The 26,902-nt window shown below is 55.2% G+C and carries 24 protein-coding genes and 1 pseudogene; 17 read left to right on the top strand and 8 right to left on the bottom strand.

Features of this window, described 5'->3' with window-relative positions; genetic code table 11:
- Positions 1-219: 219 nt before the first annotated feature.
- Positions 220-1,254 (top strand): ABC transporter ATP-binding protein, encoded by a 1,035-nt coding sequence (locus tag LB462_RS07010; protein WP_224506584.1) that lies wholly within the window; start codon positions 220-222, stop codon positions 1,252-1,254.
- Positions 1,255-1,353: 99 nt separating this feature from the next.
- On the opposite strand, the gene LB462_RS07015 is transcribed toward LB462_RS07010, so the two are convergent.
- Together LB462_RS07015 and LB462_RS07020 are read right to left on the bottom strand one after the other, a co-directional pair.
- Positions 1,354-3,105: an ABC transporter permease gene (locus LB462_RS07015; RefSeq protein ID WP_370637080.1), complete on the bottom strand. Its 1,752-nt coding sequence runs from the start codon at positions 3,103-3,105 to the stop codon at positions 1,354-1,356.
- Positions 3,106-3,111: 6 nt separating this feature from the next.
- Entirely contained in the window at positions 3,112-4,086 is a 975-nt protein-coding gene (locus LB462_RS07020; RefSeq protein ID WP_224506585.1) for an ABC transporter substrate-binding protein, read from the bottom strand.
- Positions 4,087-4,339: 253 nt separating this feature from the next.
- Between LB462_RS07020 and LB462_RS07025 the strand changes: the two genes are divergently transcribed.
- The 6 genes from LB462_RS07025 (at position 4,340) to LB462_RS07050 (ending at position 10,196) form a co-directional block, all read left to right on the top strand.
- Positions 4,340-5,443: an ABC transporter ATP-binding protein gene (locus LB462_RS07025; protein WP_224506586.1), complete on the top strand. Its 1,104-nt coding sequence runs from the start codon at positions 4,340-4,342 to the stop codon at positions 5,441-5,443.
- A gap of 72 nt (positions 5,444-5,515) precedes the next feature.
- Positions 5,516-6,652: an ABC transporter substrate-binding protein gene (locus LB462_RS07030; protein WP_224506587.1), complete on the top strand. Its 1,137-nt coding sequence runs from the start codon at positions 5,516-5,518 to the stop codon at positions 6,650-6,652.
- A 64-nt stretch (positions 6,653-6,716) separates the two neighbouring features.
- The gene (locus tag LB462_RS07035) at positions 6,717-7,538 is read left to right on the top strand and encodes an ABC transporter permease (protein ID WP_224506588.1); all 822 of its coding nucleotides are present in this window, start codon (positions 6,717-6,719) and stop codon (positions 7,536-7,538) included.
- On the top strand, positions 7,535-8,347 hold the full coding sequence (locus tag LB462_RS07040; protein ID WP_183664900.1) for an ABC transporter permease: 813 nt from the start codon (positions 7,535-7,537) through the stop codon (positions 8,345-8,347). Before LB462_RS07035 ends, LB462_RS07040 begins: the two co-directional genes overlap by 4 nt.
- A 4-nt stretch (positions 8,348-8,351) precedes the next feature.
- The gene (locus tag LB462_RS07045; protein ID WP_224506589.1) at positions 8,352-9,401 is read left to right on the top strand and encodes a LacI family DNA-binding transcriptional regulator; all 1,050 of its coding nucleotides are present in this window, start codon (positions 8,352-8,354) and stop codon (positions 9,399-9,401) included.
- 21 nt (positions 9,402-9,422) lie between these two features.
- Positions 9,423-10,196: a phosphodiesterase gene (locus tag LB462_RS07050; RefSeq protein WP_224506590.1), complete on the top strand. Its 774-nt coding sequence runs from the start codon at positions 9,423-9,425 to the stop codon at positions 10,194-10,196.
- A gap of 19 nt (positions 10,197-10,215) precedes the next feature.
- Here the strand turns inward: LB462_RS07050 and LB462_RS07055 are convergent, their stop codons facing one another.
- Positions 10,216-10,677 (bottom strand): helix-turn-helix transcriptional regulator, encoded by a 462-nt coding sequence (locus LB462_RS07055; RefSeq protein ID WP_224506591.1) that lies wholly within the window; start codon positions 10,675-10,677, stop codon positions 10,216-10,218.
- 401 nt (positions 10,678-11,078) lie between these two features.
- On the opposite strand from LB462_RS07055, the gene LB462_RS07060 reads away from it, so the two are divergent.
- Both LB462_RS07060 and LB462_RS07065 read left to right on the top strand, forming a co-directional pair.
- Complete coding sequence (locus tag LB462_RS07060; RefSeq protein WP_224506657.1) at positions 11,079-11,735, top strand: L,D-transpeptidase; 657 nt, start codon at positions 11,079-11,081, stop codon at positions 11,733-11,735.
- Positions 11,736-11,872: 137 nt separating this feature from the next.
- Positions 11,873-13,063, top strand: a complete 1,191-nt coding sequence (locus tag LB462_RS07065; protein ID WP_224506592.1) for an RHE_PE00001 family protein — start codon at positions 11,873-11,875, stop codon at positions 13,061-13,063.
- 466 nt (positions 13,064-13,529) lie between these two features.
- Here the strand turns inward: LB462_RS07065 and LB462_RS07070 are convergent, their stop codons facing one another.
- A complete protein-coding gene (locus LB462_RS07070; RefSeq protein ID WP_224506593.1) occupies positions 13,530-14,513 on the bottom strand; it encodes an IS5 family transposase in 984 nt (327 codons plus the stop codon).
- A 75-nt stretch (positions 14,514-14,588) separates the two neighbouring features.
- On the opposite strand from LB462_RS07070, the pseudogene LB462_RS07075 reads away from it, so the two are divergent.
- Positions 14,589-14,843 (top strand): annotated as a pseudogene (locus LB462_RS07075) (DUF2161 family putative PD-(D/E)XK-type phosphodiesterase); the annotation flags it as partial.
- A gap of 192 nt (positions 14,844-15,035) precedes the next feature.
- On the opposite strand, the gene LB462_RS07080 reads toward LB462_RS07075, so the two are convergent.
- The 4 genes from LB462_RS07080 to LB462_RS31395 all read right to left on the bottom strand — a co-directional run bounded on the left by LB462_RS07080 (position 15,036) and on the right by LB462_RS31395 (position 18,908).
- The gene (locus LB462_RS07080) at positions 15,036-15,608 is read right to left on the bottom strand and encodes a TetR/AcrR family transcriptional regulator (RefSeq protein ID WP_224506594.1); all 573 of its coding nucleotides are present in this window, start codon (positions 15,606-15,608) and stop codon (positions 15,036-15,038) included.
- Positions 15,609-15,679: 71 nt separating this feature from the next.
- A complete protein-coding gene (locus LB462_RS07085) occupies positions 15,680-16,165 on the bottom strand; it encodes a DUF302 domain-containing protein (protein WP_224506595.1) in 486 nt (161 codons plus the stop codon).
- Between the two features lie 59 nt (positions 16,166-16,224).
- Positions 16,225-17,673 carry an amidase family protein gene (locus LB462_RS07090; RefSeq protein WP_224506596.1) on the bottom strand — a complete coding sequence of 483 codons (1,449 nt, stop codon included), beginning with the start codon at positions 17,671-17,673 and terminating at the stop codon, positions 16,225-16,227.
- Positions 17,674-18,293: 620 nt separating this feature from the next.
- A complete protein-coding gene (locus tag LB462_RS31395; RefSeq protein WP_224506597.1) occupies positions 18,294-18,908 on the bottom strand; it encodes a TetR/AcrR family transcriptional regulator in 615 nt (204 codons plus the stop codon).
- Positions 18,909-19,008: 100 nt separating this feature from the next.
- Here LB462_RS31395 and LB462_RS07100 point away from each other — a divergent pair, with 100 nt between their 5' ends.
- From LB462_RS07100 to LB462_RS07130, 7 genes are all read left to right on the top strand, one after another.
- The gene (locus tag LB462_RS07100; protein WP_224506598.1) at positions 19,009-19,191 is read left to right on the top strand and encodes a hypothetical protein; all 183 of its coding nucleotides are present in this window, start codon (positions 19,009-19,011) and stop codon (positions 19,189-19,191) included.
- A 33-nt stretch (positions 19,192-19,224) separates the two neighbouring features.
- Positions 19,225-19,362, top strand: coding sequence for a hypothetical protein (locus tag LB462_RS07105; protein WP_224506599.1), 138 nt, complete (start codon positions 19,225-19,227; stop codon positions 19,360-19,362).
- Positions 19,363-19,525: 163 nt separating this feature from the next.
- The gene (locus tag LB462_RS07110) at positions 19,526-19,750 is read left to right on the top strand and encodes an MBL fold metallo-hydrolase (protein ID WP_224506600.1); all 225 of its coding nucleotides are present in this window, start codon (positions 19,526-19,528) and stop codon (positions 19,748-19,750) included.
- 383 nt (positions 19,751-20,133) lie between these two features.
- Positions 20,134-21,309 (top strand): acyltransferase family protein, encoded by a 1,176-nt coding sequence (locus tag LB462_RS07115; protein ID WP_224506601.1) that lies wholly within the window; start codon positions 20,134-20,136, stop codon positions 21,307-21,309.
- A gap of 867 nt (positions 21,310-22,176) precedes the next feature.
- Positions 22,177-23,568 carry an HlyD family secretion protein gene (locus tag LB462_RS07120; protein ID WP_224506602.1) on the top strand — a complete coding sequence of 464 codons (1,392 nt, stop codon included), beginning with the start codon at positions 22,177-22,179 and terminating at the stop codon, positions 23,566-23,568.
- A 198-nt stretch (positions 23,569-23,766) separates the two neighbouring features.
- Positions 23,767-24,813, top strand: a complete 1,047-nt coding sequence (locus tag LB462_RS07125) for a hypothetical protein (RefSeq protein ID WP_224506603.1) — start codon at positions 23,767-23,769, stop codon at positions 24,811-24,813.
- A 7-nt stretch (positions 24,814-24,820) separates the two neighbouring features.
- A complete protein-coding gene (locus LB462_RS07130) occupies positions 24,821-26,785 on the top strand; it encodes a glycosyltransferase family 2 protein (protein ID WP_224506604.1) in 1,965 nt (654 codons plus the stop codon).
- The last annotated feature ends 117 nt before the right edge of the window (positions 26,786-26,902 follow it).

The following is a 26,902-nucleotide window of genomic DNA, read 5'->3' on the forward strand; positions in this document are numbered from 1 at the left end:
CCTTCCCCTAATGCGCAAGCACTAACGACTCCGAAGGCCATTTCAAATTATAGTTTCGTAATGATTTGAACCTTCGTGGCAGTGCTTCCGGCGCTAATCACAGGCGCTATCTGGGTTTTTTGTAAGGCGCACGTCCGACATCAACTGCTCGTCACACAAATGTTACGCAAACGCAGCATAGCCGGTGTCAAATTGGAGAAAGAATTGTAAAACCTGCGCATGACCGAAATCCGCATCCAGAACCTGACAAAACGCTTTGGCGACGTCACCGCGCTCAACGATATCTCGATCGATTTTCCAGCCGGGTCGTTCACCTCATTGCTTGGCCCATCCGGTTGCGGCAAGACCACCTTGCTGCGCCAGATCGCCGGATTCGAAGCACCGGATGGCGGGCAGCTGTCGTTTGGTGACGAGTTGATCGCCGATGCGAAGAGCCAGAAGAAGCCGGAAGAACGCGGTGTCGGTGTTGTCTTCCAGTCCTATGCTCTTTGGCCGCACATGGATGTGGCTGCAAATGTCGCCTATCCCTTAAAGACGCGAAAGGTGGGCAAGGGCGAGATTGCGAGCCGCGTCGCTGCCGTCCTCGATAGTGTGGGCCTCGATGGTTACGCCAAGCGTGGGATCGAGGAACTTTCCGGTGGTCAGCGGCAGCGGGTTGCTCTCGCCCGCTGCCTTGTCGCCGATGCGAAGATTATTCTCTTCGATGAGCCGCTCGCCAATCTCGACATGCATTTGCGGGCTTCGATGGTCGAAGCATTTCGCGATATACACCGGCGCACGCGCGCAACGATTGTCTACGTGACGCATGATCAATCGGAAGCACTCGCGCTATCCGACCGTGTCGCGGTCATGAGTTCGGGAAATATTTTGCAGGTCGCCTCCCCTTCGCAAGTCTATCATTCGCCATCTGACCGCAAGGTGGCAGGGTTTATCGGTCGCGGGACGGTTGTCTCCGGCACGGTCGTGCGCAGGAACGGCCAATCAACCATCGTCGATATCGGCGGCACACAGGTCACTGCGCGTGGGCAGGCCAACGGTACGGATAGTGTGCAGGTCCTGCTTCGTCCTGAGGCCGTCACCCTTTCCGATCGAGGTCTCGCGGCAGTCGTTCAGCAAAGCACCTATCGTGGACCGGTGCACGAAACGTGGCTTGAACTTGCCAATGGTGAGTGGCTAACACTCGATAGCCCACATCCCCTCGCCCTTGAAAGCAAGGTGCATCTCGGCATTAGCGACGCCTGGATCATTCCCTAGAGCAACTCCGTTTTTCTTTGAATCACGGAGTTGCTCTAACTCTTTTTTACGCAATTCCGGACGGAAAACCGGTTCCCACTTTTCCTGGGATTGCTCTGGTCAACGCCAAGGCAGGACACCCGCCGGCAGCCTCCTGCCGAGCCGGTCCAGGACAAGAAGCAATACCACGACGACGACAATGGTCGTGACTGCGATTGCCGCAGCTTGCGTGCCGAGCCCCGCTTCCTCCAGGCTGAACAACACGACGCCCAGGGTTTCGTTACCGCTTGACCACAACAATGCGGAGACAGTCAGCTCGTTGAAAGCGCTCATGAAAACCAGGAGTGCGCCAGCGACGGCGGCTGGCGCGGCCAGCGGCGCGATAATCGTCATCATCCGGCGCAAGGGGTAAGCACCAGAAACCGCCGCGGCCTCGTCCAGATCTCGCGACATCTGGCCAACGGCCGCGGTGACCGGCTTCATCGCGAGTGCGAAGAAGCGCATGAGATAAGCGGCGAGGATGATCCATGGCGTTGCATAGAGGCTACCGATGAATGGCAGCGGTCGTAGAAATAGAAGAATGCAGGCAATGGCGAGGACGATGCCCGGTAGCGCATAGGGCAGTTCGATCATCCCGTGCAGTATTCGTTGCGACAGGCGCGAAAAGCGTTCAAGACCGATCGCCAACGGAACGGCGCCGAAGGCGAGGAGCAATGCCGTGCCGCCAGCCAGCATTGTGGAATTGCGGAAGGCACGATTGGTCGAAGCCTGACGAAACAACACTTCCTCAAAGTTGGAGAAGGTCAAAGTAGCCCAGTTGAGCGGAACACCGAATGACGGAATAAGTGCAGTCGTTACCAAGGCGAGAACAGGAAGGATGAGCATGAATAATATGGCGACCCAGCCCAGCAGCGCGAGCGGCAACCGCCAACCTCCCAGGGTGAAACGCGCAGGTGTCCCAACTGTGAAACGATGACCAGCGCGGCGCATGGCCAGCGCTTGCAACGTGACGCCGAGAAGCGCCAGGATGGCAATCAGCACGGAGAGCGCCGCAACTTGCGGCAATACACTTGGGCCGAAGCTGGAAATTCGCTGATAGATCAGCGTTGTCAGCGTCAGATAGTTGACCGGCATGCCGAGCAGCGCAGGAATGCCGAAATTGCCGACGCCAGAGACGAAGGCAAGCGCCGTTGCGGCGACGATATAGGGCCGGACCATCGGCAGGATAATGGTGAGAAGGACACGGAGCGGTGAAGACCCCGATGAGCGCGCCGCTTCAACCAGATCCCGCGGAACACGCATAAGCCCTGCTCGCAACGTGATAAAGATGATCGGTGCGTGTTGAATGGCATAAAGCAGGATAATGCCATTGCGGCCGAGCAGAGGATTCGCTGTGCCCGGGAGAGGCGAGAGATTGAAGGCTCCAAGCAAGGTGCTCGATGGACCGAACAAGTGCAGCCAGGACAGCGCCATGACCTGCGGCGCGATCATCAACGGCAGCAGCAGGAGGAAACCCAGCGTCCGGCGCCCTGGCAAGTCGGTCATGGATAGGGCAACGGCAAAGGGCGCACCGATCACAAGGGCCAGCAACGCGCCGAAGAAGGACGTGTCAAGGGTATTGAACGTTGCACGGATGACCGCCGGGCTCGCAAGGCGGCTTGCGAAAGCGGTCAGATCAACTTCGCCGCCGGGAGCAATGGCCGTCGACATGAGGCGCAGCACGGGGACCAGGCTCAGCAGAAAAATGACTACCAGAACGGCCAGTTTCGAAAGCCGGGTATCGTAGCGAAGCTTTCGCCACAGGATTGGGAGAAAACCCGCGTCGCGCGACGCGGGTTGTTCGCCCGGGCGGATAGATTGGGAAACAGCCAAAGAGCTTTACTGCCCCATAACGTCGCTGAATTTTTCCTTGTTCGCTGTGTCGTTTGTCAACGCGCCGGCTGCGTCGAACGCCAGGACCTTGATGGTGGAACGATCCGGATAACCTGCCGGAAGACCGGCATCGGGACGCGCAGGGATATAGCCCATGCCGACCGCAAGCTTCTGGCCTTCTTCAGACAAAAGGAAATTGACAAAGGCCTTTGCGGCCTCAGGGTTCTTCGCCGTGGAGAGAATGGCGACCGGTTCGGTTACGGCCGAGACGCCTTCCTTCGGGAACACGAATTCAACTGGCGCGCCCTTGGCCTTTTCGCGAATGGGCATGTAGTCGACGATCATGCCGAAAAGCTTGTCGCCGCCGCTCACAGCTTTGAGGACATCGCCATTGCCGCCTGCGGCCTGTGCACCATTCTTGGCGAGCTCGGCATAGAAGTCCCAGCCCTGCGGCAGGTTTTCCGTCAACGTCACCGTATGGATCATTGCGGCACCCGATGTCAGCGGGCTCGGCATGCTGACCAGATTCTTGGCCTCAGGCTTGGTGAGGTCGCTCCAGCTCGCGGGAACGAAAGGTGCCTTGGTGTTGTAGACGATGCCTGTAGTGATAAGTTTGGTGGAGAAATACGTTCCGTCCTTGTCCATCAGCGCCGGGTCGATGCCATTGGTATCGGCATCCTTGAACGTGAGAAGGCGACCCTCTTTCTTCAGCCCTTCCATTGTCACAACATCGGAAAGCAAAAGAACATCGGGTTGAGGATTGCCCGCTTCGATTTCGGCGCGCAGCTTGGCCATGATCTTCGGCGTCCCGTCACGAACCCATTCGACCTTGATGCCGGGGTTCTTTGCCATAAACGCGTCTGTCGTTTGTTGTGCGTCGGTGTTGGGCTGACTTGTATAGAGAACGAGTTTACCATCAACGGCGAAGGCTGGATGCAGCCCGGCGGCCAATAAAATTGCAGCGGCGAGAAGTTGACGCACGATGATTCCCTTTTATCAAACGAGACAAGCCCGCTTCTCTTTTATGCGGGCACAAACGGATTGGCCACCCTTATACAAGCCGGATAACGGTTCTATGACATATATACGAAAGTCGCACTTTCCCTGTCGGGTGTCATCAGGCCGGCGCAATTGTGCATTTGCAGCTTCAATATTTTTCGCTTGTCACGTGGCTGTTATGAACAGACAGTACAAGGAAAAATTGCACAGCTGCGCAATAGGGTGGAACTGAAGTATGCGGCCATTTCTCTCGGTCGAGAAGATGAGTGTTGGCTATGGCACAACGACCATTCTCGATAAGCTTGACCTCGGTATCCGCAAGGGCGAATTCGTTGCTCTGCTGGGCTCGTCCGGCTGTGGCAAGACAACGCTATTGCGCACGATCGCAGGATTTACCAAGCCATTTTTCGGTTCCATCCGGGTGGCGGATCGCGACGTTACGCAAATGCCGCCGGACAAACGCGGCATGGCGCTTGTTTTCCAGTCCTATGCGCTGTGGCCGCACATGACTGTTGCCCAGAACATCGGCTACGGGTTGAAGTTGCAAAGGCAGTCGCGAGAAAACATCGACGCGCGGGTCAACGAGATGCAGAATCTGCTCGGCCTTGCGGGTCTTGGCGATCGGAAGCCTGGACAGCTTTCGGGCGGACAGCGGCAGCGCGTTGCGCTCGGTCGGGCCTTGGCAATCGATCCGGAAATCCTGCTCCTGGATGAGCCACTTTCCAATCTCGATGCGCGCATTCGCCTGACGGTGCGCCACGAAATTCGTTCTCTGCAGAAGCGGCTCGGCATAACGGCTATCCATGTCACCCATGATCGCGAGGAAGCGATGGTGATGGCAGACCGCATCATCATCATGAATACGGGTCGTATTGAACAGGAGGGGTCGCCGGAAGACGTTTATAACAAACCCGCCTCCCCTTTCGTGGCAGCATTCATGGGGGCTGAGAATCTTCTGTCGATGCAGGCGCGTGTCCAAGGCGAGCAGGTCGAACTCATGGAAGGTTCGTTCAACCCTTCGATCGTCACAGCACTTGCCGGACGGACATTGGCAACCGGCCCGATTGAACTGCGTTTCCGTGCCGAGGCGGCACGTCTTGCCCGTTCTGAGGATAAGACGGTTCTGCAACCTGGCACGCTGGAGTTACGTGGCCAGGTTACAAGCGTCAGCTATCCGGGTGGCCATTGGCGTCACGCAATCAGGCTGGGTGAGAACGAGATCCTTGTCGATGCTGATACGCCCTTCAATCAGGGCGAGGCAGTACGGGTATGCATTCCGGCCAAGTCGCTTTTTATCTTCAACGTTGTCGAAGGCCTGGCTGAGGCACGCGCGCTTTAAACAAATTGGATGCCGGAAACCTGGCCGCCAAAACAACACTGCACCGTTCACTTTTCTCAAGGGAGATAACAAATGAAGACACTTCTGCAGGCCTCTCTCATCCTCGGACTGGCGGCTACCCCCGCTGCGGCTGGCGATCTTACGGTTTTGACAGCTGGCGACCAAAACATGGTCGACTACATCAACGACTATCTCGGCCCTCTGTTCGAGAAGGAAAATCCGGGGACGACGGTTCGCGTCGTTGGCACAGGCCCAGGGGACGCCGGATCGCAGAAGATCGTCGAGCGGTTCGATGCACAGGCAAAGGCCAATGTCGACAAATGGGACGCTGACGTCGCCGTTGTGCATGAGAAATTCGCCGGGCCGTTGGTTAAGGACGGTTATCTCGAATCGTATCGCTCGAAGATACCTTCCGGCGAGATGGTCACCAGCGAAAAGGCAAAGATGGCGCTAGGCGCAAATGTCGATGGTTATGTCATGCCGATGTTTTCAAGCCAGACGGCGATCGCCTACAACCCGGCGCTCATACCCAACCCGCCAAAGAGCTACGAGGAGCTTGTTGCCTGGGCCAAGCAGAATCCGAAGCAGTTCGGCTATAACGGTATCAAAGGCGGCGCTTCCGGTGTGAGCTTCGTCATGGGCTGGATCTATGCGTTTGGCGACGGCGACGCCAACAAGCTGATGAATGGTCCGTTCGAGGAAGCCGAGACCAAAAAGTGGGACAAGGCCTTCGCCAGTCTGAAGGACTTCACGACGAACGCCACCCTTACCCCGGGCAATGCTGGCACATTGGATATGCTCAGCCGCGGCGAAATCGCCATGGGGCCGGTCTGGGTCGACATGTTCTATTCGTGGCAGGCAGATGGCAAATTGCCACCGGAGATGAAGTTGTTCCTGCCTGCGCCGGGTATGCCCGGCCAACCGATGCACTATGTGATTCCGTCCAAGAGCCCGAACACCGAACTGGCAGAGAAGTTCGTTGCGCTCGCCACGAGCCCGAAAGTTCAGGCCGATGGTATCGTCAAGCGATTCAACTGGTACCCCGGTATTGATGCGAAGTTCGTGCAGCCCGAACTGGACAAGGCCAGCTGGGACAAGCTCTTCGTTGATATTTCCCCTGCTGATCTCGCAACCAAAGCCAAGCCTTTTCCGATCGCCCCTTACAACTCGGCGATCCTCGAGGCTTATGAAAAAAATGTAGCCAACTAATATGTTCTGTTTCATGGGCCATTGACATTTGTCGGTGGCCCCTCCCCTCCCCCGGAACATTTTGATGCAGACGCGCTTCCTCGCCCTTCTCCTTGTTCTTCCGGCACTGATCATGATCGTGCTGTTTTTCATCGTGCCGCTGTTTGCGTCTATCCTCGGAGCATTTGAGGTCGGCGACAGTTTCGGCCTTGGCAATTTCAGCAAATCGTTCGACCTCTATTCCAAGGACATGATATTCACAGTCGTCATCGTCTCCATTTCGACCGTGCTCATCGGACTTTTGTCTATCGCGATTGGCGGATATCTTACCCTCGGTGAAAATCCGCGTTCCGTGGCTATCCTGCGCTGGCTTTATCGCTGGCCCATGTTCATTCCCTTTATTGTCGTCGGCCAGGTCTTGCGCACCTTTCTTGCCAAGAACGGGCTGATGAACAATATCCTTGTGAGTCTCGGAATATTGACGCCGTTGCAGACGACCGGATTTCTCGACTGGCGCGGTATTGTGATTGCTTTTGTCTGGAAACAGACGCCGTTCGTAACGCTGCTTGTTGCCGGGGCCATGGCATCCCTCGATCGCAGCACCATTGAAGCCGCACGCAATCTTGGCGCTTCGCGCCTGCGTATTCTCATTGAGATTGTCGTGCCGCAGATCTCCGGCACGTTGCTCGTGGGTCTGATTCTTTCCTTCGTCACCATGATGTCTGTGCTGTCCGTCCCGCTGATGATCAATGCTCAGTCGCCAACAATGCTGACCGCCGATATCGCTTTTCGGATCAATGCCCATGGTGACTATGGCGTCGCCAATGCGCTCGGCGTGATTTCTTTGCTTTTGACAGCTGGTGTGGCACTGATATATCTGCGTCAGACAATGAAGGACCGCTTATGACGGCTCATATCGATCTCTGGTGGCTGCCGCGAGCCTTCATTCTTGGGCTCCTCGCATTCATTATTTTTGGGCCACTGACCAATCTGCTTTTGTGGACGGTGGCGGAAAAATGGTATTTCCCGCATATGCTGCCGTTGGAATACGGGTTCACTTTCTGGCAGAGGGTATTCTCGCCGCGCGGTAATGCGATGGCATCGTTGATGACCAGTATCGTCGTCGCGACGCTCACCGTCATCGCGTCGCTGGTTTTGGCCATTCCTGCAGGCTACGCTCTATCGCGGCTCAAACTGCCGTTTCGCGGTTTGATCCTTCTCGCATTTCTTATCCCTCAGGCTTTCCCTAACCTTCCGGTCTACGTAAACATTGCCCGGTTTTTTTACGAGATTGGCCTTAACGGAACCATTGCCGGCGTCGTCATGGTGCACGTTACGCATGGCCTGGTGTATGCGGTATGGATTGCTACGGCGGCATTTTCGGCAGTGGATATCGATCTCGAAGAAGCGGCGCGTTCAATTGGTGCCGGGCCGCTTCGCGCGTTTCGCGATGTCACGCTTCCTCTTGCCGCTCCCGGTCTCATGGCCAGCGCCATCTTCGTTTTTCTCGAATCGCTCGACGAATTTACCGGCAGCTATTTCGTCGGCGCGCCCGTCGTGAATACCCTGCCGCTATTGCTATACACTGCGGGTTCAGGTGGAAATTATCAGATTGCGTCGATCACCGCTCTGCTGTTACTCGTACCCTCGATTGGCTTCATGCTGGTGGTGGAGCGATTCTTGCGGGCAGATGTGCTTTCCAAGGTCGGACATTGAAAATATGAAATCTAAAAACAAGCGCGCTTCCAATGACGACAAGCAGTACGTCAGTGCGCTGCAGGTTGCGAAACACGCGGGTGTATCCCGCTCTGCGGTGTCGAGAGCTTTTACACCAGGTGCAAGTGTATCGGCCAAAAAGCGCGAGAAGATCATGGAGGCCGCGGAAGCGCTTGGCTATCAGGTCAACGATCTAGCGCGTGGTCTTCTGGCTCGAAAGAGCCGGCTCGTGGGGTTGGTCGTTACGAATCCCGAACTCGGCTATCGCTCACATCTTGTTGCGGCGCTGACCAAGGCGCTCATTCACCGGGGCAGTGTTCCCATAGTGATCAATACTGGCCGCACCGAAGAAGAACTGGTTGCGGCACAAAAGATGCTTTTTGGTTATCGCGCGGAAGCGACGATTATCCTCTCTGGTTCGCCGCCCTCGTCGTTCGTCGATCTTGCCCGCCGCAATGGCCAGCCATTGATCGTTCTCGGACGCTCGGAAACAGGAGCAGATGACGTTAATATCGACAATGAAGGCGCCGGCCGTGAGGCTGCGCGTTTTTTCCTCGCCGATGGTATAACGAAGTTGGGCTTTGCCGGGGCTTTGCCAGCCACTCCCACGACGATCGAACGGGAATACGGTTTCCGGCGGGAAGCCGAACTGCATGATGCCACTGTTCTGACCGGAAACGGCAAGAATTCGGATTATGCGGGTGGACAGGAAGCCGCTCAGCAGCTCTTCGCCGTTGAGAGCGACCGCCCGGATGCCGTGTTCTGTGTGAATGATTTAATGGCATTCGGCTTGATTGATTATGTGCGGAAACACACGACACTTTCGATTCCAGAAGATCTGTCCATTGTAGGATTCGACGATATTCCGGAAGCGTCATGGGATGCCTACAATCTTACGACGTTTCGGCAGGATGCGAACACTATGGCTGCGCATGCGGTGGCACTTCTCGATCGCCGCGAGGCTGAACCTGACCGCCCGCCCGCTCATGAACGTTTGAATACACGTCTTATCCTGCGCGGTAGTGCGCGTATTCCTGGGTCGTATAGATCCTAGAGAACCCTTGGAACTTCTTGCATGAAAATCATCCAAGTGACTGATCTGCATCTGGTGAAGCCGGGTGCAACCCTATGTGGTCTTGACCCCTTGGCGCGCCTGGAGGCTTGCATCACCGACATCAACCAGAATCACGGCGATGCCGAATTAGTGATCTTTACCGGCGATCTGAGTGACACAGGGGAAGAGATTACATATCGGGTTCTGGCGGAGGAACTCACAAAACTGCTCCCACCCTTCCGTCTGATGCTCGGCAACCATGACGAGCGCAATGCTTTTCTGAACGTGTTTGATACTGTCCGTGCGGAGGACGGCTTTGTCCAGAGTGTGGAAGACACTCGCGAAGGCAGGCTGATCATGCTCGATACGCTGGTTCCCGGCCGCCCCGAGGGTCGTTTGGATGGGGTGCGGTTGCGCTGGCTGCAAAAGCGCCTGCTGGAGGCCAGGGACCAACCGGTATTTCTGTTCTCACATCACCCGCCTTTTCCTATTCACATGCCGCTTCTGGACCGGATGGGCATCATCGAAGCGGATACGCTCTACGCGCTGCTGAAGGAACATGGCAATGTCCGCCATATTTTTGCCGGCCATGCACACCGGCCGATCGCCGGGAGTTGGCGGGGTATTCCTGTCAGCGTCCTGCGCGGCACCAACCATCAGTCGGCACTGGATTTTTCATCGGAGAGAATTGCGGTTACGCACGAGCCGCCCGCCTACGCTGTGATCTTCATCGATCGGGACAGCGTCATTGCGCACTTCCATGACTTTCTGGATCGAACGGCAGCTTATCGCTGATACGCTCGACCTACGCTGGTCAATCGCGCGGATTCGCCCTGCCTTGCTGGGCGCGGATTTGTTCAGATGGAACGACCGAATACGTTTTGCGATAAAGCTTGGAAAACCTGCCCGGATTTGAGAAGTGTAGCTTGGCCGCGAGCTCCCTCACGGATGTTGCTTTCCCGCTGCAAATGATTTCATGGGCTGCAGCAATGCGGCCATTCAGCAAAACCTGGATTGGCGTGGCTCCGCGGTATTTGCGAAACAGGCGCTGCAGGGCGCGGATGTTGATGCCGGCGGCGTTGGCGATGTCTGAAATGCTGACAGGATTGCAAATATTATTTTGGATAAACTCTTCCGCCAGAACCAACTGCCGCTGGGTGTAGCGTGAAGAGCCTGTCCTATTCTTGAGCGTATGTTGCACAGGATTTGTGGGCGCGCTCGATTCTTCGATGCTGAGAACTCTCTGCCTGAAACTGTAAGCCGTATCATCTGCCATTGTGAAATACCTGATCGAGCGTGAAGGAGATCCAAACCGGGGTAGGGTACAATCTGGCGTAGAAGAATTGTAGACGTAAAACGCAGGATTGCATCACTAAATACTTCTGAGTCGGGGATTTGAAAATTCGACAAGCTGCGTTGACAGCTGTCAACTAAGCGGGTGGGCTTGCTGCGAGGGACGCCCTGCTAAAGAGAGTTGTCAGCTGTCAACTCCATCTTTGAGGATGGTTAAGACGCTCTTCTTCGATTCATCGTTTGTAAACCACATTTCCATACAGTTTAAACGATTGCCAATATTTGTAAGCGAGTGCGAAATTGTCCCAGCGTAAACAGGCATCCACGACCACACAGCCGATCCCCGCTATTTCCCGCCGTCATCTTTTGGCGGGTGCAGGGTCTATGGCCGTGCTTGGAATGACCGGCTGCACACAAACGACCCTCGAACTGCCGTCCATGGATATAGACGCGATGCCGACCAGTGGCATACGGCCACAAATCAGCATTGATAAATCGGTAACTGTTCCGGAGGTTATGTACGCCGCTGTGCAGGAGGGTCCGTACTCGCTCCCAGCGGTTCCGTATCAAAAAGTTCCAGTCCAGTTCCGGCGGCAGATAGTTGTCGATCCCACAGGCGAGCAGCCGGGTACGATTGTCGTCCGCCTGCAGGAACGCTTTCTCTATCTGGTCCAACCCGGCGGCGATGCCATTCGCTACGGCGTCGGTATCGGCAAAGACGGCTTTCTTTGGAGTGGGCGCGCCAATATCCAGTACAAGAAGGAATGGCCCCGTTGGACACCGCCACGCGAAATGATTCAGCGCAAGCCGGAATTGGCCAAATACCAGAATGGCATGGAACCTGGACCGCAAAATCCGCTGGGAGCCAGGGCTCTCTACATTTTCAAGGACGGCGTCGATACCGGCTATCGGATTCACGGATCGCCAGAATGGTGGTCGATCGGGCAGTCGATGTCATCTGGCTGCGTGCGTCTGATTAATCAGGACATCATCGATCTTTACAGTCGCGTCTCTGGAAAAGCGACGGTCGTGGTTGGCTAGAGGCGCCAAACACGCTAATAATGCGAATCAGCCCTCCCACACGATTCATCCTGTTTATCCGGCGGTACCTGCACTTCGCCCAACGGAAGCGAAATTCATTATAGCATCCGTTTAAGCAATTGTTTACCATAGTTTCAATGGTTTATGATTCTGGTGAGTTACCTCTCAAAGATCTGCTTCAACCCGTCATTGCTGCTGAAGACGCGTTGGCGCGGCTTGACGACAGGGTCGGTCGCAAGAATGATCTCGGCGACACGAACGGACGCCGGACGCGCGACGGACTTTTGCGCGAAAATGAGGGCTGGATAGAACGCTCGCATTTCATGGAGGCGTGTAATGCTCTCTGGCTGGCGGGGGAGCTTGTTCATGTCGAAGATTTGGTTCTCCATGATGCACGCATGGACATCCGCACTCCGACGCATGAGCTGACAAGGGCTCATGCCATTTTGCGTACGCGACGCCAGATCGCTGCTAGCCCGCCGGCTTGGTCGTTCAGTTCGAAAGGTCTCGCTAATCTGCGCGGGCGGGCAACCAGCGAGTTTGCCGTGCCATCTGCTGAAACCATGCCAGCGGTTGAACCCGTTACGGACGATGAGACCGAGGTCAAATCTGATGCCGAAAACGCCTTCGAAGACGAATTGGCGAAATTGGATGCGTTGCTGGACCGTTCGTCGCGGCTGCTTGCGCAACCAGCGGAGGTTGGCGGGGGGAGGGGAGGGAGCAGGCCTCCACCGGCCGAGGTCACACTGGATGGTGACCCGCTGGTATACGACCCGGATTGGGATGAGGATGCGCGGATCGAGCGATGGCTGGCGGTTCATGACCGGAGCCGTGATTTGCCACCACTACTTGCGGCTGCAGTAGTCTGGGACGCATGGGAGGATATCGAACCATTGCAACACCAGCACTGGCTAGGTCCAATGCTCGTGTCCGCCATGCTCAGAGAACGGGGCAAGACCAGATCGCATCTCACAGCCTTCAACGCGGGATTGCGTTCCATTCCGCGCGAGCGCCGCCGTGCCCGCGATCATACGACACGGCTCATTGCTTTTCTGGAAGCGGTTCAGATATCGAGCTTGTCAAATCTGAAGGAAGTCGAGCGGCTGAGTCTTGCTCGGATGCAAATGGAGCGAAAATTGAAGGATCGACGCTCCACATCAAGCCTTCCCGGCATGATCGATCTCATTTTGTCACGACCCATGGTATCAACAGCTCTGATTGCCAAGGAATTGAAGGTTTCCCAACGCGGGGCGCTAAATCTCATCGGTGAACTTGGCGTGCGTGAAATGACGGGCAGGGGACGTTACCGCGCTTGGGGTGTCGTCTGAAACACCCGGATAGCCGATGAGAAGTGGGATCGGGTTTTGTTTCCGGAACTCTAGGCAGAAAAGCTCGCTAGTACACTACCGAAAGTTACCAGAAAACGGTCGTTTGAAAATGCCGATAATGGGTGAAACGGCTGCTCTGTAGTCGATGAAATTGCCTGAAATACAAGGAAAACGGGCGTTTGGACCACCAGAGATGCGTACGACAGGTTGATTGCTGTTCGGACGGCAATACTTTACGCGCGCGCGCCGGACTTCTTGATTTCATAGTCCGATAAGCAGAAGCTAACTCGTGGATAACTGCTGTGTGATGAAAATGATTAACGTAAACAGGGCGTTAAGGTTATCAAAGTTCGCGTCGGCGTAATGTCAAATCGGGTACGTGGGGCAAATTTGGGGGCGATGGCGTTAAAGCGGCGTTGGTGCGCGGATATGAATTCGAACGCATTTCGATCTTTGATGTAGTCGGTTATGCCTGCCTGACTTGACGCCGGACAGACTCCGGGCGTCCACACGCCAGCATGCGGTTGAGAACGATGCAGCTAATGGCAACCTCGGTCTGCTGAGCCGGAAAAAAGCGTGCTCGCAGTCGCCTTCCGATCAGCCCCTTGTATCGTCCGATGGCTGTTTCGATCAGGGCCCGCTTGCCATAGCCAGCAACAGCCTGCCATCTCAGCCGACCGTCGCGTGCTATTGCTGCAATGTGCTTGTTCCTTTGATCAGGCGGTCCGGTATCACCGCTTTCCACCGCCGTGACACGCGGTGGAATGACGATCTTCGCGGTGCTGCTATGCTGCAGAATCGTCTGATAGGTTGGCTGGCCGTCATAGGCCCTGTCGGCTGTGAACTGGTCGATCTCGCCGTCGATCTGATCGAGCAACGGCGACACCTGGGAAGGATCATCCGTGTTCTGGTCTGTCAGCCTATGGGCGATGATTTCGCCACTGTCGGCATCCACTGCCAGATGGAGCTTGCGCCAGTTGCGACGGGATCTGCCGCTATGCTTCTCCTCCAGCCATTGCCCAGCGCCGTAGACTTTCAATCCGGTGCTATCGACAAGCACATGCAGCGGGCCGTCCGGCAGCGGCCGGTTTCGTCGGGCTGATGGCTCCCAGTTCTGCGCCCGACGGCTCAGCGTCGTATGATCCGGAACAGGGACTGCCAGCCCCATGAGATCCAGCAGCGAGTGTAGCAATCCCTCGGTCTGGCGCAGCCGCATCCCGAAAACGCAACCCAGCGTCAGGGCCGTTTCGATGGCGAGATCGGAATACCGGGCTTGGCCGCCTCGGGTCTTGCGTCTGGGAGCGCGCCACCCGACCAGTGCCTCCGGCGTTACCCATAATGTCAGGCTACCACGTCGGCGCAGACCTGCCTCATAATCCGCCCAGTTCGTCACCTTGAACTTCATCTTCTCAATGTGATGACGCTGGGCAGCATTGTATTTGTAGGGCATGGCACGGATCAAGCTGATTGCGATCCCGGCTGCCTAGCGCCAAACCGTTGACAAAGTATCCACGCACCAACGCTCACCCGCACGCCAATTATGACCGCCTATCGGCAGCAGGCGCTTGCCTGTGCGGCAACGCTGACGGCAGGACCGCTGCGCGTGCGTGATGTTAGAACCAACGTACCGGACGCGGGCAAGATATTGCTTTCGAATGTTTATGGCTGGTTTGAGCGCCTCGATAGGGGCGTCTATGCGTTGACAGAAGCTGGCTGCATCGCGCTGCAGCGATGGCCGCAGCCGGATGATGTGCAGGGAGCCAGTAGCCACGGCACTTGAGTGTTGGTTATTCATTCCGAATGTGCGTTGGAGAAGATCGCGCCGCGCCCTATGCATCGTCTGTGGCGGGTCTGCCGCCGTTCCGTGCTTCGAAAATCGCATAACGTCTCAAGTGGAACCGCGCCCCTATCAGGTATTCTACGGTTCGTTTCCTTTCAAGGCGGTCAAGTTTCGGCATGGCAGCGTCCCCGGCTATGTCTTCGCGAGCAACAGCGCTGCTTGCACGCCCCCTTCCAAAATTTGCGCTGCCACAATCTCGTCAGAAACCGCTCGTGCAATTTGCAGGGTACCTACCATCAGACCGAAAATTGCCATGGCGCGTTCACGCGATAACGATGATGACGAAGGTGGAAGATAAGAAGCGAGTGTCTCGACGTAATTGCTCAGTCCAACCTCATATGCGTTACGGGTCGAATCCGGTTGCCGTCCGATTTCAGGTAAAAGGGCCGCTGAAGGACACCCATCCTCGGTTCCATGCAAGTGAGCGACGTTCAGGTAATCGCGAACAACGTCTTCAATCCCCAACTCCGCCGCACCGGCTCGCTCCAGACTTGCACGCTGATCCGTCAGTGCACTTACAATCGCCTCCCTTACGAGCGCTTCCTTCGATTCAAAGTGAGGATAGAAGGCCCCGTTTGTTAACCCGGCCTCGGACATGATCCCCGCCAGGCCCGAGGCTGCCGCACCCTCTTTCCGAAAGCGCTTGGAAGCGACGTCGATTATTCGACGCCGCGTGTTCTCCTTGTGACCCTTTTCAAAACGCATCTATGTCTTCCGTAAGTGTTCAGCTTCTGCATCAGATCGTTGCTGCGATTAGCATATGGGCTCGCGACAGCCTACGCGGCTGCCGATTCAAGCACGGCTTGCAGATCGTTATCAAGCTTTCGCGCAACTTCGTTGACTTCCTGGTCAGCGAACTGGCCAAAGGTCGAGATCGGACGATCGTACTCGAATGCGACGCCGTCATTGTCCTCGCGTAGCAGCACCCGAACTGGTGCGTAAAGGCCGGCAGACATGCGATGTCGGGTCATCTTGGATGCCGTCAGCGGATTGCCGATGTCGTACTGTATCGACTGACGCTGAAGTCCGGCCACCTGAAGAAGCGCGCCGTGATCTCTCGATCCGAAAATTGAAAGCGCCGGTAAAGCCTCCAATTCGCGAAGCGCGCGGGTCGTTTCCCGATAACGGAGGAGCGTGAAGATGCCGTCATCAATACGTGGGACTAGGCTTTCCAGCATTGACTTGACGACGCCAAAGTCCTTGCCGGAGTGGATCGTAACATGTTCAACGTCAATTTTTTGGATGTTGATCGTATTTGCCATTTTAGAGGCCCTTTTTAATTTGAGTTGGATAAGACGAGCGGTCTTGTCCTGTTTGTTTTTCAAAGAGACGAGATACCCAGCGCTTCCACCCGACGGGCGATTTCCAACAGCCTGCGATCACCACCGAAGGGAGCATCGATCTCAAGGCCGATGGGAAGATGGTTGCTCGCGTTGCCCATGGGGAGGCTGATCCCTGGAAGGCCCGCACCACTTGCTGGAACAGTGTTCTTCGCCAAAGCAGCGTAGGTAACTTCCTGCCCTGCGATTGAAAACCGGTTCTCTTTGCCGATCTCCGGTGCCGTGCAGGGGGTCGTCGGGAAAAGAAGCGCCTCAGCCCCACTTGTCGCGAAGGCGTCTTTGAATCGCCGCTGGATTTCGGGCCGATCATTTGCCAATGCCGCGTTGTAGCCATCCTGAGAAAGCCATTTGGATCCACTCGGCAGCACATGATGCTGCCACGCCTCTTTCAGACCCGGCTTAAGGTCTCGGTAAATCTCCTCGAATGACGTGGGAATATCATTATCTTCAAGGAAATCGGTAATCGCATTCATCGTATCATGGAAGAAGATGTTCCATGTTGTTGTGTCGGCAAGCGCTGAAAAGCCATCTCCCAAGTCGACCTCGACGATTTCGGCTCCGGCGTCGCGCAGCCTGCGTATAATATCTCTGAAACGCCCTTCAACTTCGGCGTCGACCAGATCCAGATATTGCTTCGGTGCGTATGCGAACCTGACACCCTTGAGGTCACCTGGTTTGGATGTCATCGATGCAGCAGGAGCCTTAGTGACAACTTGATCGATGAGGTCGCAGTCTTCGACGGTGCGGGCGAAGACGCCTGTCGTGTCGAGAACGTGGGAGATCGGCGCGACACCGTTGCGCGGCCAGCGCCCCGTCGTTGGCTTGAAACCAACCACTCCACACAACGATGCTGGTACTCGGATCGACCCGACGGTGTCTCCTCCGAATGCTGCCGGCACGATCCCGGCAGCGACGGCCGCGGCAGACCCACTTGACGATCCGCCACTGACCCGATCATGAGCGCGAGGGTTTTTCACCTGGCCATACGGATTGTTGTCGCCAGTCAACCCGTAGGACATCTCAACGAGGTTGTTCTTTCCCAATACAATTGCCCCAGCTTCCTTGATTGCACTGACGACCTCGGCGTCTTGCGCGGGTACAAAATCTTTCAGATTGCTGACGCCGAGAGTCGTACGCAGGCCGCTTGTCAAATAGCTATCCTTGACCCCCAGAGGAACGCCAAGCAAGGGACCGGACGCGCCAACGGATCGGGCTTTGTCGACCTTGCGCGCCGCGGCAATAACAGCCTCTTCGTCAATCGTGATGAAAGCCTTGATATCCGACTGTTCCCGGGCACGCTGTAGAAGTGCTTCAGCGTATGACTCTGCTGAGAAATCTCCGCTGTTAATGGCGCGAGCAGCTTGTGCAACACCAATCGCCTCGAAACCAGCGGCATTGCCGGTCTGATCTGACTGTACTTCCTTTTGCATCGGAATCCTCACTTTCATTTGCGTGTTGATGGAGCGCCGCGTGGAACACCGGCTATGGAGTTCGACTATTGGCTTACGGACATAATATGAAATTATGACCATAATGCAATAGGTTTTTCAGAAATATGTTTCGGTGGCGTTTCACTACGGTAGAGGACGCGAGAGAACCGCGATGAAGTCGCCTGTGGATGGATGGACCCAGCGGTGGCAGAGGGCGACGAGACAATCCGCAGCCAGCCTGGCCGCATAGGCGTAGAGTACAACTCGCGAGATGGCGCCAGCTTAGAGGTGTCCTTGGAATTTGCGAAAAGTTCGCCCACGACCCGAGGACAGACTCATTCCGCCGACGAGCCGGAACTTGGCATCTCGCGTGGTATAAGCTGCGGAACGAGGCATAAAATGCGCAGTGGTGATCTCCTCAACGATAATATGTCTTGGAGGTAAGAGTGGCTACGGCCGTCAAAGAGAGCAGGGCAACTGCGCATTGCTTGCTCACTGCTTTTGATTCACTTTCGGCTGGTCGAGCCCTCGACGTATTTTCGCTTTGTTCTCGAATCTCGAAGCAAATGTCTCGTGCCAACTGGGCGACTGCCATTGAGCAACGTGGCTCGTCAGCATTGCTACGTAAGCAGGACACTGAAAACTATCGACTTGAATTCGAGTAGAGGTTCATCGCTCCTATCGGCCCGCATGCGCAACAATGCACCCTCCCAGCTGTTCAGTACGAAGCGAGCTAGCAATCCTGCCGGCATACGACTACTGATCGCGCCGTCGTCCTGCGCTTGGGCGATACAGTTTGCGAAGTATCCGCTCCACGCTGCGAAATGTTTCACGAGACGCTCACGCATGAGGGCGCTGTGATCAGCGACCTCCGCACTGATGTTTCCGAGCAGGCAACCTCTCACAAAGCCGGCCGCCCTGAACGCTTCGATCCGCTCATCAAAATAAGCTTCCAGGCGGGCAAGCGGTGCAATTTCGGCATCGCAAAGCATGCTGCGAAGCTTGTCCTCATTTCGGTTGAAGTAAGCATCAAGGACGCTAGCACCGAAAACTTCCTTGCTTGCAAAATGATTATAGAAGGACCCCTTGGGAACTCCGACCCTCTCAGCGATGCCCTGAACGCCCGTCGCGGCATATCCCTCGGCATGAAACATCTGCAACCCCGCCTTGACGAGATTGTCGCGAGTGCCGGGTTTTGGTTTCGGGCCCCGTCGGGCAGCAGGAGAAGATTTCACGTAATGCGTCCTTGACCAATTAATTCCGACCGGTCACTTTATAATTATCGCTTCTGCACGAGCGGTGTCGACAACGGTATCTGCGGCAGGGAAAAAAGCTGTGGTTTCAAGGCTAAACATAGAAATTCTCGCCGATGGCGGAGTTGAGGTGGCTGCTTGGTTGTATCTGACCGAGGTGTCGGACCCGCGTCCTGTGGCGCATGGGCTGTGCCGGACCGGAGAAAACGGCCTCGAGCGTCTTTCCAAAGCATTCGCAGCCTATCCCGCTGGACCATTGGCATAATGAGGTACGCTTCGCTCGACAGCAGCCGCCCGGATGTACCAGCCCTGCAACCGGATTTTGCGCGTCTCGGCGACACTGCTTCTTGTGGTAACGCGCGAAGACAAGATTACCGCACCGACGTTGCACTTGCAGCTTACGAAAGCGCGCTTGAAGCCAGGCGGCATGCTTTGATCCCGGGCGGCCATTTGCCCCTATCTCGATTAATTTCCAATGGCGGAGGCTGTCGCCACGACAGGTCCGCCTGAATCTCGCAGCGCCTGATGCTTAACTGTTCCACCACGCTCCTCTCTGCCCGAACCGACAATCCACCTTTTCCCAAGTCACAGAGACAATCATGAGCGCAAACACAGCCTTAAATAGCGGACTTGGCTGGAGCACACTCAATATCAAGCGTCCGGGGCTCAGTCGCGATGTACCACCCGGCCACGAGGAGCTGATGTGGGTGGCGAATTCGTCAACGCTGATCTACGGCGAGCGCGACGCGGTCCTGGTCGACACCTTCCTCACCATCGAACAAACACAGGTTTTGTCGGACTGGGTTGCCGCCAGCCGCAGATGAACTCGGGAAAGATGAAGCAGCGGCTCGCAATCGAATTCTTGATGGCGAAAAACTACAATCGATTTGGCCCGCATGATATTCTTGGCGCAGGTAAAAGGGTACGCCGCGGGCGTGCCCTCCTATTTAGAGCTGTAACGAATTGGTCGGCTAAAGCGTCTGTCATATTACACCGCATAAACCGCTCGGTAAAAGCATTGGGCCACCCGATAGTTTCCACCGGGGGTCTGAATGCGATACCTCCCCAAATACGCGAGTCAGAAAACGCAATCATTCCCAGCGACTTACCAAGAGGCTAGAACTTTTGAGCAATATTGGGTTGACCCCCAGACCAACCCATGCTGCATTGCAACATTATTTCACTCAACTGAAATGCTGGTGAATCAGTGCGGCCTCTGCCCCCCAACGATAATCATCTTCCTTATCTGGACGCAGTCCGCGGACTAGCAGCATTTTGGGTTCTTGTCTCTCATGCGGCAATTTTGAATGCGGTCTATTGGCCAATAGTGTCTGAGGGTGGTCTTGCAGTTGACCTTTTTATGATGATGTCGGGTTTCCTGATGACCCACCACTATATTCAAAGATCCAGTGCCGAGCCTTGGGATAAATCCAGCACGTGGCAGTCCTTCTGGCTCAGGCGCTTTTTCAGAATCGCTCCTTTGTTCTATGTACTCCTGATCATTTCGTTCCTTGCAGGCAATGAAATCGGTGCCTGGCGCGAGCAGATCGCCGCAGTCTGGCCGTCGACTGAAACGACTATGCTGAGGTACACCGATCAGTCGCCGTTGAATGCCATCATTCACGGCACTTTCTTGTTCGGCCTCTTGCCGGACTACAGTTTTCGCACGCCTTTGCCCGACTGGAGCATAGGGCTGGAGATGCAGTTCTATGCTGTCTTTCCGATCGTCATGCTGCTGTCGCTAAGGTTAGGCGTATCTGCCGCAGCATTTTTGATGCTGGCGACAGCTTTCATTCTCCAGGCGGTGGCACCCGCTTACTTCCATGATTATCCAATGCCGGCAAACCTCGCCTTGAAGATAGATGTCTTCCTCACCGGCATGCTCTTTGCGGTAGCGGCGCACCGTGCTGATGGTCGGTCGGCTTTCTTTGGTCTGCTTGCTTTGCTCGTTCTCGTACCGGGCGTGGTATTTGGAACAAAATCCGTGTCGTATGTTGTTACACAGGGGGTGATTGCGCTGGGATTTGGCGCATTGGTGCTTCATAAAATTATGGCGGCCTATGTCGGTCAACGATGGATCGAAAACATTGTCTCTATGCTCGACAGGCGATCATTCCGTTTCCTTGGCGATACATCCTATGGCGTCTATCTGGTGCATCTCCTTTTGATGATCCCGATCATCGGAGTTTTGTCTTTGTACCCGGCCTATGTAGCGATGGGGGAAGAGTATCGCGTTCTGATAGCCGTCATCGTGACCGCACCACCTGTATATCTCATCAGCTGGGGGCTTCACCGCACGATTGAGAAATATGGTATCAGGCTGGGAAAAAACGTCCTTAAACTGCTCAGGCCATCGCTGAAGTCCAGTCATCGCACTGCCTAGCACGATCAGAACCGCCGGCGTAAGGACAGCAGAATCCCGCAGAGGAAATATAAGCGAGTCCTCCAGCATGCGATTAAACAGTTCGAACATCGTCACGATATTACCGATGTTCCGGTGTGCGTATTGTTACTTGCAGCCCTTGCGATTGCTCGCTCGCAGATTCATTGGCATCAGTCACGGCAATGGGACAAATACAACATCAAGCCTATTCGCAAGCTACGGCGGCTAAAGACAGTTTTCGAGCCAGGTCATCATGCGGCTGTCTGAAGCTCAACGTTTCCCATACCTGACTTCGCCGCTCATTCGCTTAGCATACGAGTATTGACGGGCTTCCGAAGCGTCCCGACTTGCATTCCTTTGCGTGCGAGAGGAGATTGCGACTAGCGTTTAGATTTCAGCTGGTAGCTTTATATCCTTTTAAGAGCCGGGCCCCGAAGCCCTGTTGGAGACCTTGTGGGAGGGCAACCCCATAAGATGGCTGACATCAGGAAAATGTCCGATGAGATGACGCCACAAAATAAATAGTTGGAGGGGACGTATACAGATAGGGGATGGCTCTAAACACAATTGCGTATTGCGAAGTGTAAGCATATTTGGGATCGTTAGTGACAATAGAGGGGGAGTATAAGAAGAAGAAGACGGCGGGAGGAGAAAAAAGGAAGGAAACATAGTTCAAGGATCTCTTTAACGGAGTGAAAAACTATGGTTTCACGGCCCAACAACCCCGCAAACGGAAGACCAGCTTCTGTAAAAATAGCTTCTTATGGCGTTCTCGGTGTACTCGCTACAGTATTCACGTCATCGGTCTTGCCGCCCGTATTCACTTCCACGTCTGTAAGAGCAGTCGTTAATGCTCCGGTGTCGTCTTTGACCTCCCCGATCAACGGGACGGTGACGAATATCACTGGCAAGAAAGACGATGCCTACGAAGGGCCCATCGCGACGGTCCAGAACGAACGTGTGGACCGATCCACTTTGATCGGGCTTCAGGTAGAGTCGAGTTCGCTTCAGAATGAACTTATGCTCAAACAATCGAACCTGGACGTTCATCTTAGCAGGATAAAAGACCTGGAAGCTGAACTGGCCGTACAGCAGCAGGCGTTAATAGACCGCTCCGACAATGTGCTACGCGATGCTCAGGTTCGCTTGAATCTTGCCACCATTTCCGCAGAAAATGCCAAGGCATCTGCTGCTCGTAAATTGGGCTTGGTTTCCAAAGGATTTTCACCCGGTACAAAGGATGAGCTTCTGAACAGAAACAGGCTGGAAGATGCCAAGGTCGAAGCGGCGAGACTTAAGGTTGATATGTCAAACGACGATTTGGGGTTTGCCCGGCGCGGTATCTTTGTGGGCGACAACAATCAATATTTGCAGAATTTACAGAATGAAATCCGCGCGCGCCGAGCGGATGTCTCGCAGATCAGTATGCAAAATGCGTCTATAAAGATGCGCCTAGAGGAGTTGCAAAGCCTCACGCAAGCCGAGAACCACCGCATCGAATTGATGGCGAAAGCGGATGTTTCGGTCATGAAATCCGAAAAGATATATAAAACAGTAGCGCAAGTTGGGAAACAGGTGAATGCGGGTGATACTCTCGCTCAAGCTGTTGATTGCAGGGAAGCGTTTGTCGTTGCGATCTTCTCCGAGCGTCAGGCGCAGGCGTTGGGAGTCGGGGCAAAAGTCGTGGTCGAATCGGACGCATGGTCTTCGCCGGTCTCGGGTCTGGTAAGCCGGCTCCTTCCTCGCACCACGGATCGTGTTGATCTCGACTTTGCGGTTCCGTTTCCGCCAACGGAACGCCGTGAGCTCTATGCCTTCATAACTCCGGAGAAATCGACACAGGAAGGGGCTGCCGATTTGTGCTCGGTCGGGACATGGGTCACAGTAACGCGGCAAAGCGATTGGGCCGGAAAAACAAGCGCCTACGTCAATGGAGCGACTGCAGCGCTTGCGAACCAGGTAGAAAAGCTGGAATTGGCCTTCCTGCGGGAGGGATCAAAGCTCGTTGATGTCAGCATGTATATCTCGGGCAAGGCAAATGCCGCGGAGCCACGCCTTCATACAGAAACTGTTTTGATAGCGGACGAAAAACATGATTCCGTTCAAGTACTGAAGAAAACGGCATGCCTGTTAAGCAAATGCCAAGCCACGGATTATCTGTTCGACCATGGGGTAGGGCTGGATCCGACACCATTCCTTCACGAGCGAATTATTGCCGATAGCGGAACGCAAGCCGTCTTTGATACGAGATGGAACTAGCCGGTGTTAGACATATGCCGCTCGGCTTTCTGCGTTGCGACGGTCTGTGTGTTAGCCGTTACGGCCAGTCATGCCGCCGATCGTGCCGCCGGATCGACTTTGTGTACGGCTTTAGCTCGTTTGCAAACAGAAGGAGCGGGTGGCACCGTGCTGACGATGTTTCTGCCGAGCTACCTGTCTTCGATTGGAGGTCCGCCCTTGCCAGAAGCCCTCCAAAACACAGCGTTTGTCTATGACAATTCGCTGGCGGCAATGGCTTTCCTAGCGTGTGGGGAGATTGAACGCGCCAGATCAATCGGCGATGCGTTGATTGTTGCCGGTGGGAAAGACCGATTCTACACGGATGGGCGACTTCGCAACGCGTATCGAGCCGGGCCAATAACGGAGACTCCCGTGCTGCCGGGCTGGTGGGATGATCGCTCCAAAGTTTGGGCTGAAGACGAGTATCAGGTCAGCACTGCCTCCGGTAACGTCGCGTGGGCTGCATTGGCGCTTCTTCAGCTTCACGAAAAGACTAGGGAAGCGAAATATCTCGAGGCAGCGGAACGCCTAGCCATTTGGCTCGATCAGTTGCGGGGCGACGACCTTAGCCCCGGAGTGGCGGGGGGATATTACGGTTTCGAGCCCAAGGCCGTCCGTATTGCGTGGAAATCCACCGAGCACAACATTGACATCCTGGCCGTAGCCCGATGGCTCAGCATGATCAGCGAAAATCCCCGGTGGGAAAGGCTGGCCGAAAATACGCTGCAGTTCGTGACTAGCATGCGGGACGACAAGAGCGGCTTTCTCATCGGTACAGATTTGACCGGAAATGCAGTCCACAGCACCGACTTGTGGCTGGATGTGCAGATATGGCCCTTTTTGGTCGTCCCCAAATCGCGGCGACCCGCTAAATGGGCCGATACTATTGGCCTGATGGACGCAAAGTTGGCTGTGCCAGGCGGTTATGATTTCAACGGGGATCGGGATGGACTGTGGATCGAGGGAACGGCGCAGGCAGCGTTGCTCTTCCAACAGGAAGGTGAACAAAAGCGCGCATCGGAGTTGATCGCCAGCATCCTTGAAAACGTCGATCCGCAATCCGGGTTGCTGTACGCGACCTCCGGCCCGCCGCTTTCAACTGGGTTGACAGTCGGAGCGATGGGGCAGGGCGGTGCGTTCATGTATCAGCACTGGCCGCATCTGGGTGCGACCGCATGGGCCGTGATGGCAGCAATGGATTTTAACCCCTTCCGGCCCAACTGAGGTATGCATGTTTTTCAACGTCAACGACGATGTTTCGAGTGTGCTGCTTTTCGATCTGGGGATTGGACTCCTGTTCATCGTGTTCTCCAGGTTGGCGCATCGGGACAGGTTGATTGACAGAGTGCTGTTCGGAAGCGCTACCATCCTGTCGCTCGTGCTTTACATTTCCTGGCGATGGCTCGACACATTGCCTGACCTTGAGGTGACCGGGGCCAGCATCTGGGCCTACTTCTACTTTACGTTTGAAGCTATTTCAGTTGTCTATGCGCTTGGTTCAGTTCTTATCCTGTTCAGATCGACTGACTGGTCGCTCGAGGCTGACGACGCTCAGAAACAACTCGCAGCTACGGAACAGTATCCTTCCGTCGACGTATTTATCTGCACTTATAATGAGCCGATCAATATCTTGGAGAAGTCCGTCATCAGTGCCGGATCGATGAATTATCCCGGCTTCAAAGTGTATGTCTGCGACGATACCCGCCGTCCTGAAATCAAAGATTATTGCGATCAAATTGGTGTGGGCTATATCACGCGTCCCGACAACCGCCACGCCAAGGCGGGCAACCTCAATAACGCTCTAACGCTTACGAATGCCACCAGGCATCCGTGCGATTTGATCATGGTGCTTGATGCGGATTTTGCCCCGCAAGAAAATTTCCTGCTACGCACAGTTGGGCTGTTCAGGAACGAAGAGGTAGGTGTTGTCCAGACACCGCAGTTCTATTTCAACTCTGATCCGATACAACATAATCTTGGCATAAGGTCATCGTTTGTCGATGATCAGCGCGTCTTCTTCGACACTTTTCAGCCAGCGAAGGACGCGGTGGGATGTGCTTTCTGCGTCGGCACCAGTTTTGTCGTGAGGCGCTCAGCTTTGAACGAAATGGGCGGATTCCCGCATGAAGCCCTGTCCGAAGACATGTTGCTGACCTATCGCCTGATGGAACGGGGTTATGTAACGCGTTGGCTGAACGAGAAGCTCAGTGTCGGTCTGTCGGCTGAAGGAATTCCGGAATATATAACGCAGCGCACGCGCTGGTGTCTTGGAACAATCCAGATCGGACTTCTAAAAGACGGCCCATTGTGGCGCGGCCGTTTTACCCTGACCCAGCGTCTCCACTACATCCATGGCCTTCTCAGCTGGCTGTCGAAACCGTTTATCCTTTGCATGCTGTTTGCACCATCGATTTATTGGCTGTTCGACATCTCGGCTATTCAGGCAGATGAGCTGGTATTCATGAAATACGGGATATCCGCCCTCCTTGTATTCTGGAGTTATTCATCTTGGATTTCGGACCGGCGGACTTTACCGTTTTTCACTGAAGTGACGCACGCCATTACCGCTCTTCCAATCACGGTCGCGCTTTTGCAGGCCATTCGCAAACCATTCGGGCGGCCGTTTAAGGTTACGGAAAAGGGTGGCGACAGATCCAAAATCCGCATTCACGCGCCAACGGCAGCGTTCTTCGGAGTTGTCACTCTACTTTCTGCGTTCTCGATCGTTTCGACGGTGTTTGTGTGGAGTTCACCCATCGAGTTCTCCGAACGCGATTGCCTGAACCTTGTGTGGTCGGCATTCGCCATGCTGATCGGATTTGTCAGTCTTCTTGTCTGCATCGAACTTCCGAGATTTGGACAGGAGGAGCTCATCAAGATCCAGATGCAGTCATCGTTGCGTGCTGGAGGCATTGTACGTGACATCCAGATCGAAGCACTGTCAACGCAGAATGTCTTGATCACGGACTTGGAATTGTCTGGCGCAGAAGACGAGGCAGTGTTCATCCACGGGATCGGATGGGTACAAGTCGAGTTTGACTTATCGTTGCCCCCGAACTGTTTCAGGATACTTCCAAGTTTCCAACAGAAGACCGATATACTTCGGGCGCTGTTCCGCAAAGCACCAGACAATGTGGCGAGCGTGGGAAGGTTAGGAAAATCAATGATCAGGTTGTGCAAGCGAGCGCTATCCTGACCACGCTGATTATCCCGGGCGGCGTGGTGTCAAGCTCATCAATCGGCGCGCTCGAGCTTGGGGATGGTCAGCAATCGGCGCAGCAACCGAGCCCACGCGAGGAGGCCTATGCGGAAA

It is taken from the genome of Phyllobacterium chamaecytisi, assembly GCF_020164455.1.
GTDB classification, from domain to species: domain Bacteria; phylum Pseudomonadota; class Alphaproteobacteria; order Rhizobiales; family Rhizobiaceae; genus Phyllobacterium; species Phyllobacterium chamaecytisi.